This is a genomic window from Mycolicibacterium monacense (assembly GCF_010731575.1).
Lineage (GTDB): Bacteria > Actinomycetota > Actinomycetes > Mycobacteriales > Mycobacteriaceae > Mycobacterium > Mycobacterium monacense.
The window spans coordinates 2685545-2703794 of the sequence record NZ_AP022617.1 but is presented as its reverse complement, the minus strand read 5'-3'; the positions used below and the strand labels follow the sequence as shown (position 1 = coordinate 2703794).

The window sequence follows — 18250 nt, the reverse complement described above, 5'->3', positions numbered from 1 at the left end:
CCGGCGGCCATGTGGCCGGGCTGCCGGCAGCGTCAGGACAACTCAAGATGAGGAGCTCGCCGTGGCACCGGAGCCGAAGTTGCGGCCGACGGGGTTGCCGTCGCAGGAGCAGGTGAAGGAGCTACTCGACGGCGAGTTCGCACGCGCCGGATACGAGATCGAGAACGTCGTCATCGACGGCGGGGCACGCCCGCCACGCATCACCGTGGTCGTCGACGGCGACCGCCCGCTGGATCTGGACACCGTTGCGAGCCTGTCGCGCTCTGCTTCTGAGCAGCTCGACCGGGTCGACGAGTCGGGCCCCGGCGTCACCGCCGACGCGGCCACCTACGTCCTCGAGGTCACCTCACCGGGGGTGGACCGACCGTTGACCACCGAGAAGCACTATCGGCGGGCCCGTGGACGCAAGGTCGAGCTGACCCTGTCCGACGGTTCGCAGCTGACCGGCCGGATCGGTGCGCTGACCGCCGACGGTGAGTCGGTGTCGCTGGTGGTCCGCGAAGGTGCGCGCGCCAACTTCTCGGTACGTGAGTTGCCGCTGGAAGGAATAGTCAAAGCCGTTGTCCAGGTGGAGTTCTCACCACCGAGCCAGCGTGAGCTGGAGTTGACCGGCCAACCGAGAGAGGAGGCCGGAGCATGAACATCGACATGGCGGCACTGCACGCCATCGAGGCGGACAAGGGAATCTCGGTCGACGTCGTCGTGGACACGATCAAATCGGCGCTGTTGACCGCCTACCGTCACACCGAGGGCCATCAGGCGGATGCGCGCATCGACATCGACCGCAAGAGCGGCGCGGTGAAGGTGATGGCGCGCGAGACCGACGCCGACGGCAACCTGATCCAGGAATGGGACGACACCCCGGAGGGGTTCGGCCGCATCGCCGCCACCACCGCACGGCAGGTCATCCTGCAGCGCCTGCGCGATGCGGAGAACGAGAAGAACTACGGCGAGTTCTCCGCCCGCGAGGGCGACATCGTCGCCGGGGTCATCCAGCGCGACGCCCGCGCCAACGCCCGCGGCCTGGTCGTGGTGCGCATGGGCAGCGAGACCAAGGGCAACGAGGGCGTCATCCCGGCCGCCGAGCAGGTGCCCGGCGAACGCTACGAGCACGGCGACCGGCTTCGCTGCTACGTCGTCGGCGTGACCCGCGGTGCCCGCGAACCGCTGATCACCCTGTCCCGTACGCACCCGAACCTGGTGCGCAAACTGTTCAGCCTCGAGGTGCCCGAGATCAACGACGGTTCGGTCGACATCGTCGCGGTCGCCCGCGAGGCCGGGCACCGGTCGAAGATCGCGGTGGCCTCGCGCGTGCCCGGCCTCAACGCCAAGGGCGCCTGCATCGGTCCGATGGGCCAGCGGGTCCGCAACGTGATGAGCGAACTGTCCGGTGAGAAGATCGACATCATCGACTACGACGAGGACCCGGCGCGGTTCGTCGCCAACGCCCTCTCGCCGGCCAAGGTCGTCTCGGTCAGCGTCATCGACGAGCAGACCCGGGCCGCGCGGGTCGTGGTGCCGGACTTCCAGCTGTCGCTGGCGATCGGCAAGGAAGGGCAGAACGCCCGGCTCGCGGCCCGGCTGACCGGCTGGCGGATCGACATCCGGAGCGACGCCGCACCGCCCGATCAGCACCGGCCCGATTCGGACGCTCCGCAATCGGCGGTACGTGACCGGTAGAGCCGCCGATATTGCACGGCCGTTTCGGTTCGCAGGGGCCGGGGCGCTAGACTCAACCGTGAGCCAGCGCGAGATTCCGGTATCGCCGCGTCGAAGTACGAAAGCCGCCGCCACGGGGCCCGTGCGGACATGTGTGGGATGCCGGAGGCGAGAGCTGGCCGTCGAACTGCTTCGAGTGGCCGCTGTGGTCGACGGGAATGGCGAATGCGCCGCGACCGTTGACACGACGGGTAATCTGCCCGGGCGGGGTGCCTGGCTGCATCCCGACGCGCAGTGTCTACACGCGGCAATTCGGCGGCGAGCGTTCGTCCGAGCGTTGCGAATCACCGGTTCACCGGACCTATCCGCGGTGATCGAGCACGTCGAGAGTCTTTCGGCGGGTTCGCCTCACCCGGCAAGAGAACAGGTAGCGAAGAACATGAGCACACCGTGAAGTCCCGATGACCATGCGTCATAGCTAACCCGAGGCGCGGCGCCTACCACCGCTGTCGCCTCTAGAGATGGAGATGTAGTGGCAGGTAAGGCTCGCGTGCACGAGTTGGCAAAGGAACTCGGTGTCACCAGCAAGGAACTACTCGCAACGCTCAAAGAGCAGGGCGAGTTCGTCAAGTCAGCCTCGTCGACAGTCGAGGCACCCGTAGCGCGCCGGTTGCGCGAGAAGTTCGGCAGTAAATCCGCACCCGCCCCCGCGAAGAGCGCGGGCAACGGGGCGACGGCCGCACCGGCCACCTCCGCGACACCGGCCACGGCCGCCGCTGCGGCCGCCCCGGCCCCCGCGCCGGCACCGCAGGCCCCCGCGAAACCGGCGGCTCCCAAACCCGCCGCACCGCAGCCCGTCGCGCCGCCGCAACCGGCAGCCGCCGCCCCGACGCCGCCTCCTGCGGCGTCCGCTCCGGCTCCCGCCCCGGCGCCGTCGGCCCCCGCGCCGTCACGGCCGGGCCCGACGCCGGGTCCCCGGCCCGGCCCGGCACCCAAGCCCGCACCGCGCACCCCGCGCGTCGGCAACAACCCGTTCTCCACGCAACAGCCCGTTGACCGGCCGATTCCCCGGCCGCAGCCGCGTCCCGGAGCCCCCCGGCCCGGTACGCCGCGTCCCGGTATGTCGCCCAACAACATGCCGCCGCGTCCGGCCGGTCCCCGTCCGGGTGCCCCCGCGGGACGTCCGGGCGGTCCCCGTCCCGGCCCCGGTGGCCGTGGCCCCGGTGGCGGCGGTGGTCGTCCCGGTGGTCCCGGTGGCGGTGGTGGCGGTAACTACCGCGGCGGTGGCGCCGGCGGTGGTGGCGGCGCCGGTGGCGCGGCTGCCGGAGGTTTCCGCGGCCGTCCCGGCGGCGGTGGACGGCCCGGTCAGCGCGGTGGCGCTGCCGGTGCGTTCGGTCGTCCCGGCGGCGCGCCGAAGCGCGGTCGTAAGTCGAAGCGCGCGAAGAGGGCCGAATACGAGAACATGCAGGCCCCGGTCGTCGGTGGTGTGCGGTTGCCGCACGGCAACGGCGAGACCATCCGGTTGGCCCGCGGCGCATCGCTGTCCGACTTCGCCGAGAAGATCAACGCCAACCCGGCGTCCCTGGTCCAGGCGCTGTTCAACCTCGGTGAGATGGTCACCGCGACGCAGTCGGTGAACGACGAGACCCTCGAACTGCTCGGCAGCGAGATGAACTACGTCGTGCAGGTCGTCTCGCCCGAGGACGAGGACCGCGAGCTGCTCGAGTCCTTCGACCTGTCCTACGGAGAAGACGCCGGGGACGAGGGCGATCTCGAGATCCGCCCGCCGGTCGTCACCGTCATGGGCCACGTCGACCACGGCAAGACCCGACTGCTGGACACCATCCGCCAGGCCAACGTCCGCGAGGGCGAGGCCGGTGGCATCACCCAGCACATCGGCGCCTACCAGGTGCTGACCGAGCTCGACGGCAACGAACGGCTCATCACCTTCATCGACACCCCGGGTCACGAGGCGTTCACCGCCATGCGTGCCCGTGGCGCCAAGGCCACCGACATCGCGATCCTCGTGGTCGCCGCCGACGACGGTGTCATGCCGCAGACGGTGGAGGCCATCAACCACGCACAGGCCGCTGACGTGCCGGTCGTGGTGGCGGTGAACAAGATCGACAAGGAGGGCGCCGACCCGCAGAAGATCCGCGGGCAGCTCACCGAGTACGGCCTCATCCCCGAGGAGTACGGCGGCGACACCATGTTCGTCGACATCTCGGCCAAACAGGGCACCAACATCGATGCGCTGCTCGAAGCGGTGCTGTTGACCGCGGACGCATCGCTGGACCTGCGGGCGAACCCCGATATGGAGGCCCAGGGTGTGGCGATCGAGGCGCACCTCGACCGTGGCCGCGGCCCCGTCGCGACCGTGCTCATCCAGCGCGGCACCCTGCGGGTCGGCGACTCGATCGTCGCGGGCGACGCCTACGGGCGTGTGCGCCGCATGGTCGACGAGCACGGCGAGGACGTCGAGGCGGCCATGCCGTCACGGCCGGTGCAGGTCATCGGCTTCACGTCGGTGCCCGGCGCGGGTGACAACCTGCTGGTCGTCGACGAGGACCGCATCGCCCGTCAGATCGCCGACCGGCGCAGCGCGCGCAAGCGCAACGCGCTGGCCGCCCGCAGCCGCAAGCGCATCAGCCTCGAGGATCTGGATTCGGCGCTGAAGGAAACCAGCCAGCTGAACCTGATCCTCAAGGGCGACAACGCCGGTACGGTCGAGGCGCTCGAGGAGGCCCTGCTGGGCATCCAGGTCGACGACGAGGTGGAGCTGCGCGTCATCGACCGCGGCGTCGGTGGTGTCACCGAGACCAACGTCAACCTGGCGTCGGCCTCGGACGCGATCATCATCGGGTTCAACGTCCGCGCGGAGGGCAAGGCCACCGAGCTGGCCAACCGCGAGGGTGTGGAGATCCGGTACTACTCGGTGATCTACCAGGCGATCGACGAGATCGAGAGCGCGCTCAAGGGCATGCTCAAGCCGGTCTACGAGGAGAAGGAGCTCGGCCGCGCCGAGATCCGCGCGATCTTCCGGTCGTCGAAGGTCGGCAACATCGCCGGTTGCCTCGTGCAGTCGGGCATCATGCGGCGCAACGCCAAGGCGCGTCTGCTGCGCGACAACGTCGTGGTTGCCGAGAACCTCACCGTCTCCTCGCTGCGGCGGGAGAAGGAGGACGTCACCGAGGTTCGCGACGGTTACGAATGCGGTCTGACGCTGACGTACTCCGACATCAAGGAGGGCGACGTCATCGAGACGTACGAGTTGGTCGAGAAAGCGCGGACGTAGGCCATGGCTGATCCCGCACGAGCGAAGCGGTTGGCCAAGCGCATCTCCACCATCGTCGCCTCGGCGATCGAGTACGAGATCAAGGATCCGCGGCTGGCCGGTGTCACCATCACCGACTCCAAGGTGACCAACGATCTGCACGACGCGACGCTGTACTACACGGTGCTGGGCCGCAGCCTCGACGAGGAACCGGATTACGCCGGGGCGGCGGCCGCGCTGGAGAAGGCCAAGGGCGTGTTGCGCACCAAGGTGGGCGCCGGGACCGGGGTTCGGTTCACCCCGACCCTGGCGTTCGTGCGCGACACGGTGCCCGACACCGCTCACCGGATGGAGGAGCTGCTGGCCCGCGCACGCGCCGCAGATGAGGATTTGGCGAGAGTTCGCGAGGGCGCCAAGCACGCGGGCGACGCTGACCCGTACCGTGTGAGTGGGGTGGAGGAAGAAGCCGGGGGGTCTGGAGAAGTTCAGGCCGAGTTCGACGCTGAGGACACCGGTGACCGCAATCGACAAGACGACTGACGTACCTGCCGGCGCGCGTGTAGACGCATACCGGGCGGCCGACCTGCTGGCCGCGGCCGCCACGGTCAGCGTGGTCTGTCACGTCTATCCGGACGCCGACACCATCGGCGCCGGGCTGGCCCTCGCACTGGTGCTCGACCACTCGGGCAAGTCCGTGCAGGTCAGCTTCGCCGCACCCGCCGAGCTGCCGGAGTCGTTGCAGTCGCTGCCCGGCGGCCACCTGCTGGTGGCGCCGGAGGCGATGCGCCGCGATGCCGACCTGGTTGTCACCGTTGACATTCCGAGCGTGAACCGGTTGGGCGCGCTGGGTGATCTGGCCGTCCCGGGACGGCGCGTGCTGGTGATCGACCACCACGCGTCCAATCAACTGTTCGGCACCGCGAACTACGTCGACCCGTCGGCGGACTCGACCACGATGCTGGTCGCCGAGCTGCTCGACGCGTGGCACAAGCCGATCGACCTCGGCGTGGCGCACTGCCTCTACGCCGGCCTGACCACCGACACCGGATCGTTCCGCTGGGCGAGCGCCCGCGCGCATCGGCTGGCCGCGCGGCTCGTCGAGATCGGCGTGGACAACGCCGCGATCAGCCGGACGCTGCTCGACACCCACCCGTTCGCCTGGCTGCCGATGCTGTCACGCGTGCTGGCGTCGGCCCGTCTGCTGCCCGACGCGGTGGACGGCCGCGGCCTGGTGTACGCGGTGGTCTCTCACGAGGAGTTGGCCGGCGCACGGCCCGAAGAGGTCGAGAGCATCGTCGACATCGTGCGCACCACGCAGCAGGCCGAGGTGGCCGCGGTGTTCAAGGAGCTCGAACCGCAGCAGTGGTCGGTGTCGATGCGGGCGAAGTCGATCGATCTGTCCTCGGTGGCCAGTGCCTTCGGCGGCGGCGGTCACCGACTGGCGGCCGGCTATTCGGCCAGCGGTCCCGCCGACGACGTGGTGGCGGCGCTGCGAGCCGCACTTGGTTGAGCCCGACGGCGTCGCGCCTGTCGAACCGGCGACCAGCCGGCGCATCGCGGCACTGGCGTTCCCGGCGCTCGGCGTGCTCGCCGCCGAACCGATCTACCTGTTGTTCGACCTCGCCGTCGTCGGTCGGCTGGGCGCGCTGAGCCTCGCCGGGCTCGCGATCGGTGCGCTCGTCATGGGTGTGCTCAGTGCACAACTGACCTTCCTGTCGTACGGCACGACGGCGCGCGCGGCACGGTTCTACGGCGCGGGCAACCGGACGGCGGCGGTGGGAGAGGGCGTACAGGCCACCTGGCTGGCCCTGGCCATCGGCACGACCATCGTGGTCGCCGTGCAGGCGACGGCGGTGCCGTTGGTGTCCGCACTGGCCGCCGGCGGTGAGATCGCCGAGACCGCGCTGCCGTGGGTGCGCATCGCCAGCCTGGCGGTGCCCGCGATTCTGGTGGCAGCGGCGGGCAACGGGTGGATGCGCGGGGTGCAGGACACGGTGCGGCCGCTGCGCTACGTCGTGTTCGGGTTCGCGGTGTCCGCGGTGCTGTGCCCGTTGCTGGTGTACGGCTGGCTGGGCGCGCCGAGGATGGGGCTCGAGGGCTCGGCGGTGGCCAACCTGGTCGGACAGTGGCTGGCCGCGATCCTGTTCTGTCGGGCGCTGATCGTGGAGCGGGTGCCGCTGCGCCTGCAGCCTTCGGTGCTGCGCGCTCAGGTGGTGATGGGGCGCGATCTGGTGCTGCGGACCGTGGCGTTCCAGGCCTGCTTCGTCTCGGCCGGTGCGGTGGCCGCACGGTTCGGTGCGGCCGCGGTCGCCGCCCACCAGGTCGTGCTGCAGTTGTGGAATTTCCTTGCGCTGGTGCTCGATTCGCTCGCCATCGCCGCGCAGTCACTGGTCGGTGCGGCGCTGGGGGCCGGTCACCTGCCCCACGCGAAGTCGGTGGCGTGGCGGGTGACCCTCTTCTCGACGGTGGCCGCCGGGCTGTTGGCGCTGGTGTTCGCCGTCGGGTCGTCGGTACTGCCAGGTGTGTTCACCGACGATCGCACGGTGCTCGACGAGATCGGTGTGCCGTGGTGGTTCCTGGTGGGGCAGTTGCCGGTCGCCGGCGTGGTCTTCGCCCTCGACGGGGTGCTGCTCGGCGCCGGCGATGCGAAGTTCATGCGCAATGCCACGTTGATCAGCGCGCTGGTCGGGTTCCTGCCGCTGATCTGGCTGTCGCTGGCGTTCGGGTGGGGACTGCTCGGCATCTGGGCCGGGCTGTCCACGTTCATGGTGCTGCGACTGGTGTTCGTCGGGTGGCGGGCGCTGTCCGGGCGCTGGCTGGTGCCCGGGACGTCATAGGCCCGCGGGCCGGACCCCGCGCACGGTCCAGACGGCTCGGCGCCCGCGCCCGCGGCCGGTCACGCCGACATCGGTCAGGCCGGCGGACCTGCACAGTGCGGCAAATGTTTCGGCCTGCTGTGCGGTCCAGCCGTGGCTGGCGAACCCGGTCGCGCCGGGTTGTACCTGGCGTTCGACCACGAGCAGCCGACCGCCCGGAGACAGCACGCGGCGGATCTCGGTCAGGGCCGCGCCGACATCGGGCCAGTGGTGCACCGTGGCCAGCGCCCACACCACCGTCGCGGACGCATCGGGCACGGGCAGTGCCTCGGCGCCGCCCCGCACCCATGTCACCGAGGTGCGACGACGGGTCACCGCCCGCGCTACCCGCAACATGGCATCCGACGGGTCGACACCGGTGACCCGGGCGCCCCGGCGGGCCGCGAGCCGGGCGGCGGTCCCGGGGCCACACCCGACGTCGACGACACGGTCGTCCGCCGACACCGCGGCGACGTCGGCGGCGAGGCGGGCGTTACCGCGTCCGGTGAGCAGGAACACGACGGCGAACAGGACGCCGACGAGGCCGCCGAAGCCGGGCTGGCCGGCGTGGTGGTTGACCACGGTGGGGTGTTCGGTCATGTGATCGACCTTGCCGGTTCAAGTCCGGTTGAAGTCAAATGGCCCGATGGAGGCGATTCCGATCGGCGAGGCGGCCGCCCGCCTGGGGATGACGACGTCGGCGTTGCGCTACTACGACGACCGGGGTCTGGTCCGCCCGCAGGGGCGGCGGTCGGGACGGCGGATGTACGGGCCCGACGAGCTGCGCAGGCTCGCGTTGCTCAAGATCGTGCACGGGCTCGGTCTGCCGCTCGACACCGCGGTGGCGGTGCTCGACGCACCGAGTGAGCAGTGGCGGGAGACGGTGCGCGAGCAGATCGCCGAGCTGGACCGGGTGATCGCCAGGGCGCAAGGGGCCCAACGGTTCCTCACGAATGCGCTGGGATGCCCGACCGACCACCCCGCCCGGGAATGTCCGACGATGATCGGCGCGCTGGACCGTCTCGTCGACGGGATGAGCGTCGAGGAGCTCGCGGCCGAACACACCTAGGGGGCCCGCCGGGTCAGCGCACCTGGGCGCGGCCCCGCTCCAACACCGCGGCGCGGTTGGCGGCGATGTCGTCGCCGGTGGCCGACGCCATCCACCGGCGCGCGGCGTCGGCCTCCAGCCACAACGCGCCCGCGGTCTGGGACTCGTCGATGCGGTGGTAGGACTCCAGCAGCGAGCGCACCGCACGCTGGTTGTTGCCGACGATGGACGCGGCGATCGTTCGCGCGGTGGGCAGCAGTTCGGCGTGGGGGACGACCTCGGTGACCAGGCCGGCCCGCAACGCGTCGGTCGCCGACAGGTAGTCCCCGGTCAGGCTCATCCGCCGGGCCATGCCGACGCCCACCTTCTGCGGCAGGCGCACCGAGAGGCCCCAGGTCGGCAGCAGGCCGACCCGGGCGTGGGTGTCGGCGAAGCGGGCCTGCTCCGAGGCGATCAGGATGTCGCAGTACAGCGCGAGTTCCAGCCCGCCGGTCACCGCCGCACCGTTGATCGCGCCGATGACCGGTTTGGTCATCGACGGCCACTTCGGGGAGATGTCCGGCAACTGGGTCTGGTCGCCGAGTTCCTTGAGGTCCAGGCCCGCGCAGAACACCGGGTCCGCGCCGGTCACGATCACCACGTCGACGTCGTCGTCGTACTCCGCATTCCGCAATGCGGTGAAGAACGCCTCCCGCAGTGCCTTGGACAACGCATTGCGGGCCTGCGGCCGGTTCAGTGTCAGGGTGCGGACCCGATCGGTGGTCTCGATCGCCAGGACGTCAGGGGTGTCAGCGTTACTCATGGTGCTAGACGGTAGCCGCCGCGCCTATCGTGGCTGTCATGTGCCGAAACATCACCGAGCTGCGCGGCCTGGAGCCGGCGGCGACGGCTGAGGAGATCGAGGCGGCGGCCCGGCAGTACGTCCGGAAGGTCAGCGGGGTCACGCGTCCCACGGCCGCCAACGCCGAGGCGTTCGAGACGGCGGTCGCCGAGGTCACCGCGACGACGACGCGGCTGCTGTCGCGGCTGCCCCCACGCCGCCAGCCGCCCAAGAGCGTGCCGCCGCTGCGCCGCCCCGAGGTGCGCGCACGGCTCAACCCAGGGCTCGATCGCTCCTCGCGTGCGCAGGCGTGAGCACCCCGGCGCTCAAGGAGTGGAGCGCCGCCGTGCACGCGATGCTCGACGGCAGGCAGACCGTGCTGCTGCGCAAGGGCGGCATCGGTGAGAAGCGGTTCCGGGTGGATGCCGACCGATTCGTCTTGTTCCCGACGGTCGCCCACAGTCACGCCGAACGGGTGCGCGCCGAACACCGCGACCTCCTCGACCGGGCCGCCGCCGACAGCACCGAGGAGGCGTTGACGCTGCGCGCCGGCGCCAGAGTCGTCGCCGCAGTCGAGGTCAACCGCCCCGAGGCCGTCGGCGAACTCGAGCCGATGCACATCTGGACCGCCGAGTCGGTGCAGGCCGACCGTCTCGATTTCCGGCCGAAGCACCGGCTGACGGTGCTGGTGGTCCAGGTCAGCCCGCTGGCCGAGCCGGTGCGCATCGAACGCACCCCGCAATTCGGCGGCTGCACCAGCTGGGTGGACCTGCCGGTGCACCCGGCGTGGGAGCCGCCCGTGCACGACGACGCGACGCTCGCCGCGATCGCCGAGTCGGTGCGCCGCTCAGTGGGCTGACGGGGGCTGCGGGCCCGCGGGCAGCAGCAGACGTGACACCCCGCCCCGCCCGTGGTGCACCGTGTGGGTGGCCGGGACCGTCGTACTCCCGCTGATCGGCGGTTCACCTGTCCCGAGATTGCGGGCGAACCGCGGATGCGAGCCGCCGGCGACCAGGACTCGCAGGCGCGAGCCCGCGCGGAAGCGGTGGGCCACCGCGTCGAGTTCGAGCCGCACGGTGCCGTCCTCACCCGTCAGGCGCCGGAACCCGTCGGTGACGTTGCGGGAGCGGCCTTTCCGGTCCACCTCGGACAGGCGGACGAACAGATCGCGGTGCGGGTTGTCGCACGAGTGCGCGAGTTCGACCACGGGCGTTCCCACCACGTAGAGGTCCGCGGGCAGCGGGTCGCCGGTGAAGGCGAGCACGTCATCGCGTTCGGCCAGCCGCCGGTCGGCGCGGTAGCCGCCCTGCGGGGACAGCAGCCGACCGCCGACGGTCGGGGTGGGGTCGGTCGGATCGAAGGTGAACACCGACGGCGGTGCGGTCGGATCCGGTGGCGCCGCGGACAATTGGCCGGTGGTGCGCAGGAACAGCACGTACTCGGGCATCGGCGGCGGCCAGTCCGCGAGGTCGTGCCACCCGTCGTTGTTGATCTCGATGCGCACCGGCGCGCGCCCGGATTCCGGGCCGCCGCCCAGGTGGGTGCCCAGCCAGTCCAGCGTCTCACGCACCACCGTGGGGGCGCCTTTCGTCATCAGCTGCGTATGCGTCCACGCCCCGACGGTCAGCGCGGCGGGCACACCCCGGCCCCGCAGATGGGTGTACTGGTGCAGGGTCTGCTCGAGGAACAGGTCCTGCCAGCCGCCGAACAGCAGGATCGGGATGTCGACGCGGTCGAGCGCCTCGTTGGCGCGCAACTCGTCCCAGAACGCGGCGTCGTCGGCCTGTTCGATCCACGACTCGTACCAGTGCGCCCCGTCGCCGAGGAGTCGGCGTCCGGCCGCACCGAGCGGAAGGTCGGCGGTCGCGCGGGCCAGTGCCCGGCGCGCCCGCACCTGCCGGATCAGGGCCGCGATTCCCCGGGTGTCCTCCTGACGGGCGACCATGTCGCTCCAGCCCAGGAAGTCGTTGAGCGAGAACGACCCGGTGCCCCACGACGACGCGCGGAAGTCGTGCGGTCCGACCGCGATCACGGCGGCCTTGAGTTCGGGCGGGGGGTCGGTGAGCAGCGCCCACTGGGTGAACCCGAGGTAGGACAGCCCGACGGTGGCGAAAGACCCGGTGAACCAGGGTTGTTCACGCAGCCAGGCCGCCGTGTCGGCGCCGTCGTCCTTCTCGTGGACCATCGGGGTGAACTCGCCACCGGAGCCGAATGTGCCTCGCACGCTCTGCACCACCACGTGGTACCCGCGCGTCGCGTAGACGACCGCGAACAGCAGGGAGAACGGCCAGCCGCGACCGTACGGTCCGCGCACCAGCAACGTGCCCGACGCGGTCGGGGTGTCCGGGATGTAGTGGTCGGCGATCAGGTCGACACCGTCGCGCATCGGCACCCGCACCCCGCGCTCGACGGCGAAACCACTGGTGTGCGAGGGGACGGAGAGCAGCCGGCTGATTGCGTTGCCGACGGAACGGCGCAATACCGCGGGACCGGTTGACGTCATCCGGCCAAGGGTAGTCAGCGGGGCCCGACCGCCCTTCGGTAGATGTGTCAGTAGATGTAGTGCGGCGCCAGTTCGTGCGCCTTCTGCAGGTTGGTCTGCATGCAGTCGACGTCGGGCTGCGAGTAGATCGGCGAGTAGAACAGCACCTGCTGGATGACGCCGTAGCTGGTGTCGAACGCGACCGCGCAGGTGGTCCACCACCGGTTGTTCCAGTCGGTGGGCTTCATGATCCAGTACTGCGCGGCCCGGTGACCGGCGATGTCGAGTTGGACGGCGTCGGGCGGCAGGGTCTCCTCGTAGGTCCGCCAGACGAATGCCTCGATGGTCATCTGGTAGTTGCCCGCGTCGTACTTGCAGCGCAGCGCGTCCTCCGGGGCAGGCGGCGTGTAGGCCAGGCCGGCCCGCTGGACGACGTCGAACGGGATGTCGCGGCACGGGTCGAACGGTGACGGGTCGACGGTTTCGACCACCGGGTACTTGATGGTCGTCGATCCGGTCAGCGGCAGGAACGTCGAGCGCAGGTCGACCCGGCCGGTGGCCGATTCACCCGTCGGGTTGGTCGCGATCACCACCATGACCGCCGCGAACAGCGCACACAACGCCGAGAGCACTCTCAGCTTGGCGGCCATGTCACCCCCTGTGATTCTGGCGGAGCGCCGCCGTCGTGATCCGACCCTGGAAGGGGAGTGTAACCGTCCGCACTCTCGCGCAGAACCGGGAATGAGAACACGTTCTAGTTGCTCGGGTCGGCGGTCGGCGGCGGATCAGTAGGCTGGTGGGCTGTGGCGACTCACCAGAACTCCCGCGACCGGCGACCGGTGCTGTGGGCGATCAGCGACCTGCACACGGGTCACACCGGGAACAAGCCGGTCACCGAGTCGCTCTATCCCTCCTCCCCGGACGACTGGCTGATCGTCGCCGGTGACGTCGGGGAGCGCACCGACGAGATCCGCTGGGCGCTGGACCTGCTGCGGAAGCGTTTCGCGAAGGTGATCTGGGTGCCGGGAAACCACGAGCTGTGGACGACGAGCAAGGATCCGATGCAGATCTTCGGCCGCTCGCGCTACGACTACCTGGTCACGATGTGTGACGAGATGGGCATCGTGACCCCGGAGCACCCCTTCCCGGTGTGGACCGAGGAGGGTGGTCCCGCCACGATCGTGCCGATGTTCCTGCTGTACGACTACAGCTTTTTGCCGCCGGGCACCGCGTCCAAGGCCGAGGGGCTGGCCCTGGCCCGCGAACGCAACGTCGTCGGCACCGACGAGTTCCTGCTGTCCGCCGAGCCCTACGCCACCCGGGACGCCTGGTGCCGCGACCGGGTCGACTTCACCCGCAAGCGTCTCGAGGATCTCGACTGGATGACGCCGACGATCCAGGTGAACCACTTCCCGATGGTGCGCGAACCCTGTGAGGCGATGTTCTACCCGGAGTTCTCGCTGTGGTGCGGTACGACGGCGACCGCGGACTGGCACACCCGGTACAACGCGTCGTGTTCGGTGTACGGCCATCTGCACATTCCGCGCACCACCTGGTACGACGACGTGCGCTTCGAAGAGGTGTCGGTCGGCTATCCGCGAGAATGGCGGCGCCGCAAGCCGTATCGATGGCTGCGCCAGATCCTGCCCGAGCCGAGGTACCCGACCGGCTACCTCAACGAATTCGGCGGCCACTTCCAGATCACCCAGGAGATGCGGGAGAACGCCGCGAAGATGCAGGAGCGGATCAGGGCGAGGCGCGGATGAGCCCGCAGGTGACGCTGCTGCCGGAGGTGTTGGGGGACAAGGCCGTCTCCGCTGAACGCTACGACGATCCGCCCGACATCGCGCCGCTGCCCGAAGAGGAACCGTTGATCGCGCGCTCGGTCGCCAAGCGCCGCAACGAGTTCGTGACCGTACGGTTCTGCGCGCGCGAAGCGCTCGGCGAACTCGGCCTCCCTCCGGTGCCGATTCTCAAGGGAGACAAGGGCGAACCGTGTTGGCCCGACGGGGTGGTGGGCAGCCTCACCCATTGCGAGGGCTTTCGCGGTGCCGCCGTCGCCCGCCGCGGTGACGCGCGCTCGATCGGGATCGACGCCGAACCGCACGGCGTGTTGCCCAAGGGTGTCCTCGACGCGATCAGCCTGCCCGCCGAGCGCAGCGCACTGGCGGCGCTGCCCGGCGGCCTGCACTGGGACCGGATCCTGTTCTGCGCCAAGGAGGCCACCTACAAGGCCTGGTTCCCGCTGACGCATCGATGGCTCGGCTTCGAGGATGCCCACATCACCTTCGACGTCGACGGGTCCGGGCAGACCGGACGGTTCGTCTCCAAGGTGCTCGTCGATCCGGCCGCCGAATCCGGTCCGCCGCTGAGCACCCTGGAGGGCCGGTGGTCGGTGCGTGACGGGCTGGCGCTGACGGCGATCGTGCTGTGAGCGGTGCGGGGGTGGGCGGCGGCATCGTCATCGTCGACAAACCCGCAGGCATGACCAGCCACGACGTGGTCGGCCGGTGCCGGCGGATCTTCGGCACCCGCAAGGTCGGTCACGCGGGCACGCTCGACCCGATGGCCACGGGGGTGCTCGTCGTCGGCATCGACCGCGCCACCAAACTGCTCGGGCTGCTCACCGCGACCGACAAGTCCTACGAGGCGACCATCCGGCTCGGGCAGACGACGACGACCGAGGACGCCGAAGGCGACGTCGTCGAGACCACACCGGCGACCGGGATCACCGACGAGCAGATCGGACACGCGGTCGCAGCGCTGCGCGGGGAGATCGACCAGGTGCCCTCTGCGGTCAGTGCCATCAAGGTGGGCGGCCAGCGCGCCTACAAGCTCGCGCGGGAGGGGCAGACGATAGAACTGGCGGCCCGGCGGGTGCGCATCGACCGTTTCGAGGTGCTCGCGATCCGCCGGGTGGACGGGTTCGTCGACGTTGACGTCGCGGTGGACTGTTCCAGCGGCACCTACATCCGCGCTCTGGCCCGTGATGTCGGCGACACGCTCGGGGTCGGCGGGCATTTGACCGCGCTGCGCCGCACCCGGGTGGGACGGTTCGGGCTCGACGAGGCGTACCCGCTGGATGCACTGGCCGACGAACCGCGGCTGAGCCATTCGCTGGACGAGGCGTGTCTGCTGTCGTTCCCGCACCGCGACCTGACCCCCGCGGAGGCGGAGTCCACCCGGCACGGGCGGGCGCTGGCGCCGGCGGGGATCGACGGCGTCTACGCGGCCGCCGCGCCGGACGGATCGGTTCTCGCGCTGCTCGAGGACGGACCGCAACGGACGAAATCGGTGGTGGTCCTCCGCCCGGCCACCCTTTAGCGGCAGGGGTCGTCAATGCGAGCATGGTGGCATGACTGACCTTCCCTCCGCAGGTTCGATTCAGGTCTCGACACTCACCGGTGACGCGGTCGTGCGTGTGCCCGCCGACGCCACGGTGGCCGACGTGGCGACGGCGATCATCGACAAAGAGGTGGGCGCCGTCCTCATCGGGGACGACGATCGGCCCACCGCACTGGTGTCCGAGCGCGACGTCGTCCGCGTGGTGGCCTCCGGTCGTGACCCGGCCACCGTCCGTGCCGACGAGGTGGCCACCACGAACCTGGTGTGGTGCGAAGGCGACGCGACGGTGGACTTCGTGGCGACGCGGATGATGGATCGCTACATCCGCCACGTGCTGGTCGAGCAGGACGACAGGTTGGTCGGCATCGTGTCGGCCCGCGACCTGCTCGGGGTGTACGCCGCCGACGCGGATCTGCCTCGCTGACCGCGTCTTTCGCGCCGGGTTCTCGCGACTAGCCCGCGACGACCCAGATCGCCTCGGCGGCGGGGCTGCCCAGATCGACGGTGGTCTCGGTGTCGGTGGCGCCGCCGTCGGCGCTCTCGGGGCTGTCTACGGCGACCGTGATCAGTCCGGCGAAGTCGCGCCGGGCCAGCACCCGCAGTCGTGAGTCCAGGCTGATCCCGACGCTGTCGAAGTACCGCAGCATCTCCGGGTCGGCGTCGGAGATCCGGGCGACCGTGCCCGCGTCGCCGTCCTCGCACTCCGACAGCTGGCGCGCGGGCGGGGTGGGCACCCGCCCGTCGGCGGCCGGTATCGGATCGCCGTGCGGATCGCGGGTCGGGTGGCCCAGTTTGGCGTCGATGCGCGTCAGCATCAGATCCGACACCGCGTGCTCGAGGACCTCGGCCTCGTCGTGGACCTCGTCCCAGCTGTAACCCAGCTCGTTGACCAGGAACGTCTCCATCAGCCGGTGCCGTCGCACCATCTGCAGGGCCGCATGCCTGCCCGCATCGGTCAGCGTCACCGCGCCGTATTTCTCGTGGTTGACCAGACCCTGGTCGGCGAGTTTGCGGATCGACTCCGACGCGGTGGACGCCGACACGCCGATTCGTTCGGCCAGCAACTTCGTGCTGACTTTTTCGTGCGACCACTCCTGCGCGGTCCAGATGGTCTTGAGGTAGTCCTGAGCGACCGTCGTCAGATCGCGGGAGTTGCTGTCAGGACTCACAGTCACAAAGTTTAGGCATTCGGCGGCCGATCCGGTGATCTACCGGAGCCGGTGAGTGTGGCGCGCCGTAGGCTTGCGGTCGTGCAGCGCTGGCGGGGTCAGGACGACATCCCCACGGACTGGGGGCGATGTGTCGTCACCATCGGAGTGTTCGACGGTGTCCACCGGGGGCACGCGGAGTTGATCGACAACGCGGTCAAGTCGGGCCGTTCCCGCGGTGTGCCGACGGTGTTGATGACGTTCGACCCGCATCCCATGGAGGTCGTGTTCCCGGGGAGCCATCCGGCCCAGCTGACGACGCTGACCCGCCGGGCGGAGCTCGTCGAGGAACTCGGCATCGACGTGTTCCTGGTGATGCCGTTCACGGCGGACTTCATGAAGCTGACGCCCGAGCGCTACATCCACGAACTGCTCGTCGAACGGTTGCACGTCGTCGAGGTCGTCGTCGGCGAGAACTTCACGTTCGGCAAGAAGGCGGCCGGCAACGTCGAGCTGCTGCGCAAGGCGGGGGAGCGGTTCGGCTTCGCCGTCGACAGCCTGTCGCTGGTCGCCGAACACCACCGCGACGAGACCGTCACCTTCTCGTCGACCTACATCCGCTCCTGCGTCGACGCCGGTGACGTCGTCGCGGCCGCGGAGGCATTGGGCAGACCGCACCGCGTCGAGGGTGTCGTGGTGCGTGGCGACGGCCGGGGCCGGGGGCTGGGCTTTCCGACCGCGAACGTGGCCCCGCCGATGTACTCGGCGATTCCGGCCGACGGCGTGTACGCCGCCTGGTTCACCGTCCTGGGGCACGGTCCGGTGATGGGGACGGTGGTGCCCGGTGAGCGCTACCAGGCCGCGGTGTCGGTGGGCACCAACCCGACGTTCTCCGGGCGCACCCGCACCGTCGAGGCGTTCGTCCTCGACACCGCCGCCGACCTCTACGGACAGCACGTCGCCGTCGACTTCGTGGCCCGCATCCGCGGGCAGGAGAAGTTCGACTCGGTCGACGACCTGATCGCCACGATGGGCACCGACACCGAACGGGCCCGCACGATCCTGCGCAATTCTGTCTAGCGGCACCTCGCTGTTAGACTTCTCGGCGTCAACGACGTGTGCTGCAGTTCGCGGCGGCCGCGTCGGCCTTCTTGTGAGGGCACTGTTTTGTTTCCCGCGGACCGATGGATGGAGTTGTTTTCGTGGCGCTTACCGCCGAGCAGAAAAAAGAGATCCTGGGCCAGTACGGCCTGCACGAGTCGGACACCGGCTCACCCGAGGCGCAGGTCGCCCTGCTGACCAAGCGCATCTCGGACCTCACCGAGCACCTCAAGCAGCACAAGCACGATCACCACTCGCGGCGCGGACTGCTGCTGCTGGTCGGTCGTCGCCGCCGGCTGCTGAAGTACGTCGCGCAGGTCGACGTCGAGCGCTACCGCTCGCTGATCGAACGACTGGGTCTGCGTCGCTGACGCCCGATCCGCTCGACCCCGGCCGCGGCCGGGCCCGTCCACACGTCGGGTCCGCCGCGGCTTCGTCGTACATGGGGGCGAATCGCCGCTCGGTCGTCCGGGCTCGGGTCGCAGATACCCGCCATGTAGCATTGGTGTGTTCGACGC

At 70.0% G+C, this 18250-nt stretch carries 21 protein-coding genes; 16 read left to right on the top strand and 5 right to left on the bottom strand.

Going from position 1 to position 18250, the window contains the following annotated elements:
* Nucleotides 1-61 precede the first annotated feature (61 nt).
* The 7 genes from rimP (at nt 62) to G6N49_RS12925 (ending at nt 7770) form a co-directional block, all read left to right on the top strand.
* Nucleotides 62-640, top strand: coding sequence for a ribosome maturation factor RimP (gene rimP, locus G6N49_RS12955; protein ID WP_011559477.1), 579 nt, complete (start codon nt 62-64; stop codon nt 638-640).
* Nucleotides 637-1680 (top strand): transcription termination factor NusA, encoded by a 1044-nt coding sequence (gene nusA / locus G6N49_RS12950; RefSeq protein WP_011559478.1) that lies wholly within the window; start codon nt 637-639, stop codon nt 1678-1680. Before rimP ends, nusA begins: the two co-directional genes overlap by 4 nt.
* Nucleotides 1670-2113: a YlxR family protein gene (locus tag G6N49_RS29770; protein WP_011855381.1), complete on the top strand. Its 444-nt coding sequence runs from the start codon at nt 1670-1672 to the stop codon at nt 2111-2113. Before nusA ends, G6N49_RS29770 begins: the two co-directional genes overlap by 11 nt.
* 78 nt (nt 2114-2191) lie before the next feature.
* Nucleotides 2192-4954: a translation initiation factor IF-2 gene (infB, locus tag G6N49_RS12940; RefSeq protein WP_011559480.1), complete on the top strand. Its 2763-nt coding sequence runs from the start codon at nt 2192-2194 to the stop codon at nt 4952-4954.
* A gap of 3 nt (nt 4955-4957) precedes the next feature.
* On the top strand, nt 4958-5473 hold the full coding sequence (rbfA, locus tag G6N49_RS12935) for a 30S ribosome-binding factor RbfA (protein ID WP_011559481.1): 516 nt from the start codon (nt 4958-4960) through the stop codon (nt 5471-5473).
* The gene (locus G6N49_RS12930) at nt 5448-6443 is read left to right on the top strand and encodes a DHH family phosphoesterase (protein ID WP_064873108.1); all 996 of its coding nucleotides are present in this window, start codon (nt 5448-5450) and stop codon (nt 6441-6443) included. The genes rbfA and G6N49_RS12930 overlap by 26 nt, the downstream gene beginning before the upstream one ends.
* A complete protein-coding gene (locus G6N49_RS12925; RefSeq protein WP_064916739.1) occupies nt 6436-7770 on the top strand; it encodes an MATE family efflux transporter in 1335 nt (444 codons plus the stop codon). Before G6N49_RS12930 ends, G6N49_RS12925 begins: the two co-directional genes overlap by 8 nt.
* Here the strand turns inward: G6N49_RS12925 and G6N49_RS12920 are convergent.
* Nucleotides 7765-8388, bottom strand: coding sequence for a class I SAM-dependent methyltransferase (locus G6N49_RS12920; protein WP_064873104.1), 624 nt, complete (start codon nt 8386-8388; stop codon nt 7765-7767). The genes G6N49_RS12925 and G6N49_RS12920 overlap by 6 nt on opposite strands.
* A 46-nt stretch (nt 8389-8434) precedes the next feature.
* On the opposite strand from G6N49_RS12920, the gene G6N49_RS12915 reads away from it, so the two are divergent.
* Nucleotides 8435-8857, top strand: a complete 423-nt coding sequence (locus G6N49_RS12915) for a MerR family transcriptional regulator (RefSeq protein WP_064873102.1) — start codon at nt 8435-8437, stop codon at nt 8855-8857.
* A gap of 13 nt (nt 8858-8870) precedes the next feature.
* Here the strand turns inward: G6N49_RS12915 and G6N49_RS12910 are convergent, their stop codons facing one another.
* Nucleotides 8871-9638 (bottom strand): enoyl-CoA hydratase, encoded by a 768-nt coding sequence (locus tag G6N49_RS12910; RefSeq protein WP_083044602.1) that lies wholly within the window; start codon nt 9636-9638, stop codon nt 8871-8873.
* A 38-nt stretch (nt 9639-9676) separates the two neighbouring features.
* Here G6N49_RS12910 and G6N49_RS12905 point away from each other — a divergent pair, with 38 nt between their 5' ends.
* Together G6N49_RS12905 and G6N49_RS12900 are read left to right on the top strand one after the other, a co-directional pair.
* The gene (locus G6N49_RS12905) at nt 9677-9970 is read left to right on the top strand and encodes a DUF2277 domain-containing protein (protein WP_011559487.1); all 294 of its coding nucleotides are present in this window, start codon (nt 9677-9679) and stop codon (nt 9968-9970) included.
* Entirely contained in the window at nt 9967-10515 is a 549-nt protein-coding gene (locus G6N49_RS12900; RefSeq protein WP_011559488.1) for a DUF1802 family protein, read from the top strand. The genes G6N49_RS12905 and G6N49_RS12900 overlap by 4 nt, the downstream gene beginning before the upstream one ends.
* Here the strand turns inward: G6N49_RS12900 and G6N49_RS12895 are convergent.
* Both G6N49_RS12895 and G6N49_RS12890 read right to left on the bottom strand, forming a co-directional pair.
* Nucleotides 10504-12159 carry a CocE/NonD family hydrolase gene (locus tag G6N49_RS12895; protein ID WP_064916741.1) on the bottom strand — a complete coding sequence of 552 codons (1656 nt, stop codon included), beginning with the start codon at nt 12157-12159 and terminating at the stop codon, nt 10504-10506. The genes G6N49_RS12900 and G6N49_RS12895 overlap by 12 nt on opposite strands.
* A gap of 47 nt (nt 12160-12206) precedes the next feature.
* Nucleotides 12207-12788 (bottom strand): DUF3558 domain-containing protein, encoded by a 582-nt coding sequence (locus G6N49_RS12890; RefSeq protein WP_011559490.1) that lies wholly within the window; start codon nt 12786-12788, stop codon nt 12207-12209.
* Between the two features lie 153 nt (nt 12789-12941).
* On the opposite strand from G6N49_RS12890, the gene G6N49_RS12885 reads away from it, so the two are divergent.
* The 4 genes from G6N49_RS12885 to G6N49_RS12870 are packed head-to-tail and all read left to right on the top strand — an operon-like array spanning nt 12942 to nt 15907.
* Nucleotides 12942-13904 carry an ACP phosphodiesterase PptH gene (locus G6N49_RS12885; RefSeq protein ID WP_011559491.1) on the top strand — a complete coding sequence of 321 codons (963 nt, stop codon included), beginning with the start codon at nt 12942-12944 and terminating at the stop codon, nt 13902-13904.
* Nucleotides 13901-14572, top strand: a complete 672-nt coding sequence (gene pptT, locus G6N49_RS12880; RefSeq protein ID WP_011559492.1) for a 4'-phosphopantetheinyl transferase PptT — start codon at nt 13901-13903, stop codon at nt 14570-14572. The genes G6N49_RS12885 and pptT overlap by 4 nt, the downstream gene beginning before the upstream one ends.
* A complete protein-coding gene (gene truB / locus G6N49_RS12875) occupies nt 14569-15462 on the top strand; it encodes a tRNA pseudouridine(55) synthase TruB (RefSeq protein ID WP_083044601.1) in 894 nt (297 codons plus the stop codon). The genes pptT and truB overlap by 4 nt, the downstream gene beginning before the upstream one ends.
* Nucleotides 15463-15493: 31 nt before the next feature.
* The gene (locus G6N49_RS12870; RefSeq protein WP_011559494.1) at nt 15494-15907 is read left to right on the top strand and encodes a CBS domain-containing protein; all 414 of its coding nucleotides are present in this window, start codon (nt 15494-15496) and stop codon (nt 15905-15907) included.
* A 28-nt stretch (nt 15908-15935) separates the two neighbouring features.
* Here the strand turns inward: G6N49_RS12870 and mntR are convergent, their stop codons facing one another.
* A complete protein-coding gene (mntR, locus tag G6N49_RS12865; protein ID WP_041309596.1) occupies nt 15936-16652 on the bottom strand; it encodes a manganese-binding transcriptional regulator MntR in 717 nt (238 codons plus the stop codon).
* 81 nt (nt 16653-16733) lie between these two features.
* Here mntR and G6N49_RS12860 point away from each other — a divergent pair, with 81 nt between their 5' ends.
* Both G6N49_RS12860 and rpsO read left to right on the top strand, forming a co-directional pair.
* Nucleotides 16734-17711, top strand: a complete 978-nt coding sequence (locus G6N49_RS12860) for a bifunctional riboflavin kinase/FAD synthetase (RefSeq protein ID WP_041309599.1) — start codon at nt 16734-16736, stop codon at nt 17709-17711.
* Nucleotides 17712-17833: 122 nt separating this feature from the next.
* Nucleotides 17834-18103, top strand: a complete 270-nt coding sequence (rpsO, locus tag G6N49_RS12855) for a 30S ribosomal protein S15 (RefSeq protein ID WP_011559497.1) — start codon at nt 17834-17836, stop codon at nt 18101-18103.
* The last annotated feature ends 147 nt before the right edge of the window (nt 18104-18250 follow it).

What these genes read in the sequence shown, in the direction of transcription:
- nusA (WP_011559478.1), top strand. Translation starts at nt 637, where the DNA reads ATGAACATCGACATGGCGGCACTGCACGCCATCGAGGCGGACAAGGGA.
- rbfA (WP_011559481.1), top strand. Translation starts at nt 4,958, where the DNA reads ATGGCTGATCCCGCACGAGCGAAGCGGTTGGCCAAGCGCATCTCCACC.
- G6N49_RS12920 (WP_064873104.1), bottom strand. Translation starts at nt 8,388, where the DNA reads ATGACCGAACACCCCACCGTGGTCAACCACCACGCCGGCCAGCCCGGC.
- G6N49_RS12915 (WP_064873102.1), top strand. Translation starts at nt 8,435, where the DNA reads ATGGAGGCGATTCCGATCGGCGAGGCGGCCGCCCGCCTGGGGATGACG.
- G6N49_RS12910 (WP_083044602.1), bottom strand. Translation starts at nt 9,638, where the DNA reads ATGAGTAACGCTGACACCCCTGACGTCCTGGCGATCGAGACCACCGAT.
- G6N49_RS12905 (WP_011559487.1), top strand. Translation starts at nt 9,677, where the DNA reads ATGTGCCGAAACATCACCGAGCTGCGCGGCCTGGAGCCGGCGGCGACG.
- G6N49_RS12895 (WP_064916741.1), bottom strand. Translation starts at nt 12,159, where the DNA reads ATGACGTCAACCGGTCCCGCGGTATTGCGCCGTTCCGTCGGCAACGCA.
- G6N49_RS12890 (WP_011559490.1), bottom strand. Translation starts at nt 12,788, where the DNA reads ATGGCCGCCAAGCTGAGAGTGCTCTCGGCGTTGTGTGCGCTGTTCGCG.
- pptT (WP_011559492.1), top strand. Translation starts at nt 13,901, where the DNA reads ATGAGCCCGCAGGTGACGCTGCTGCCGGAGGTGTTGGGGGACAAGGCC.
- G6N49_RS12870 (WP_011559494.1), top strand. Translation starts at nt 15,494, where the DNA reads ATGACTGACCTTCCCTCCGCAGGTTCGATTCAGGTCTCGACACTCACC.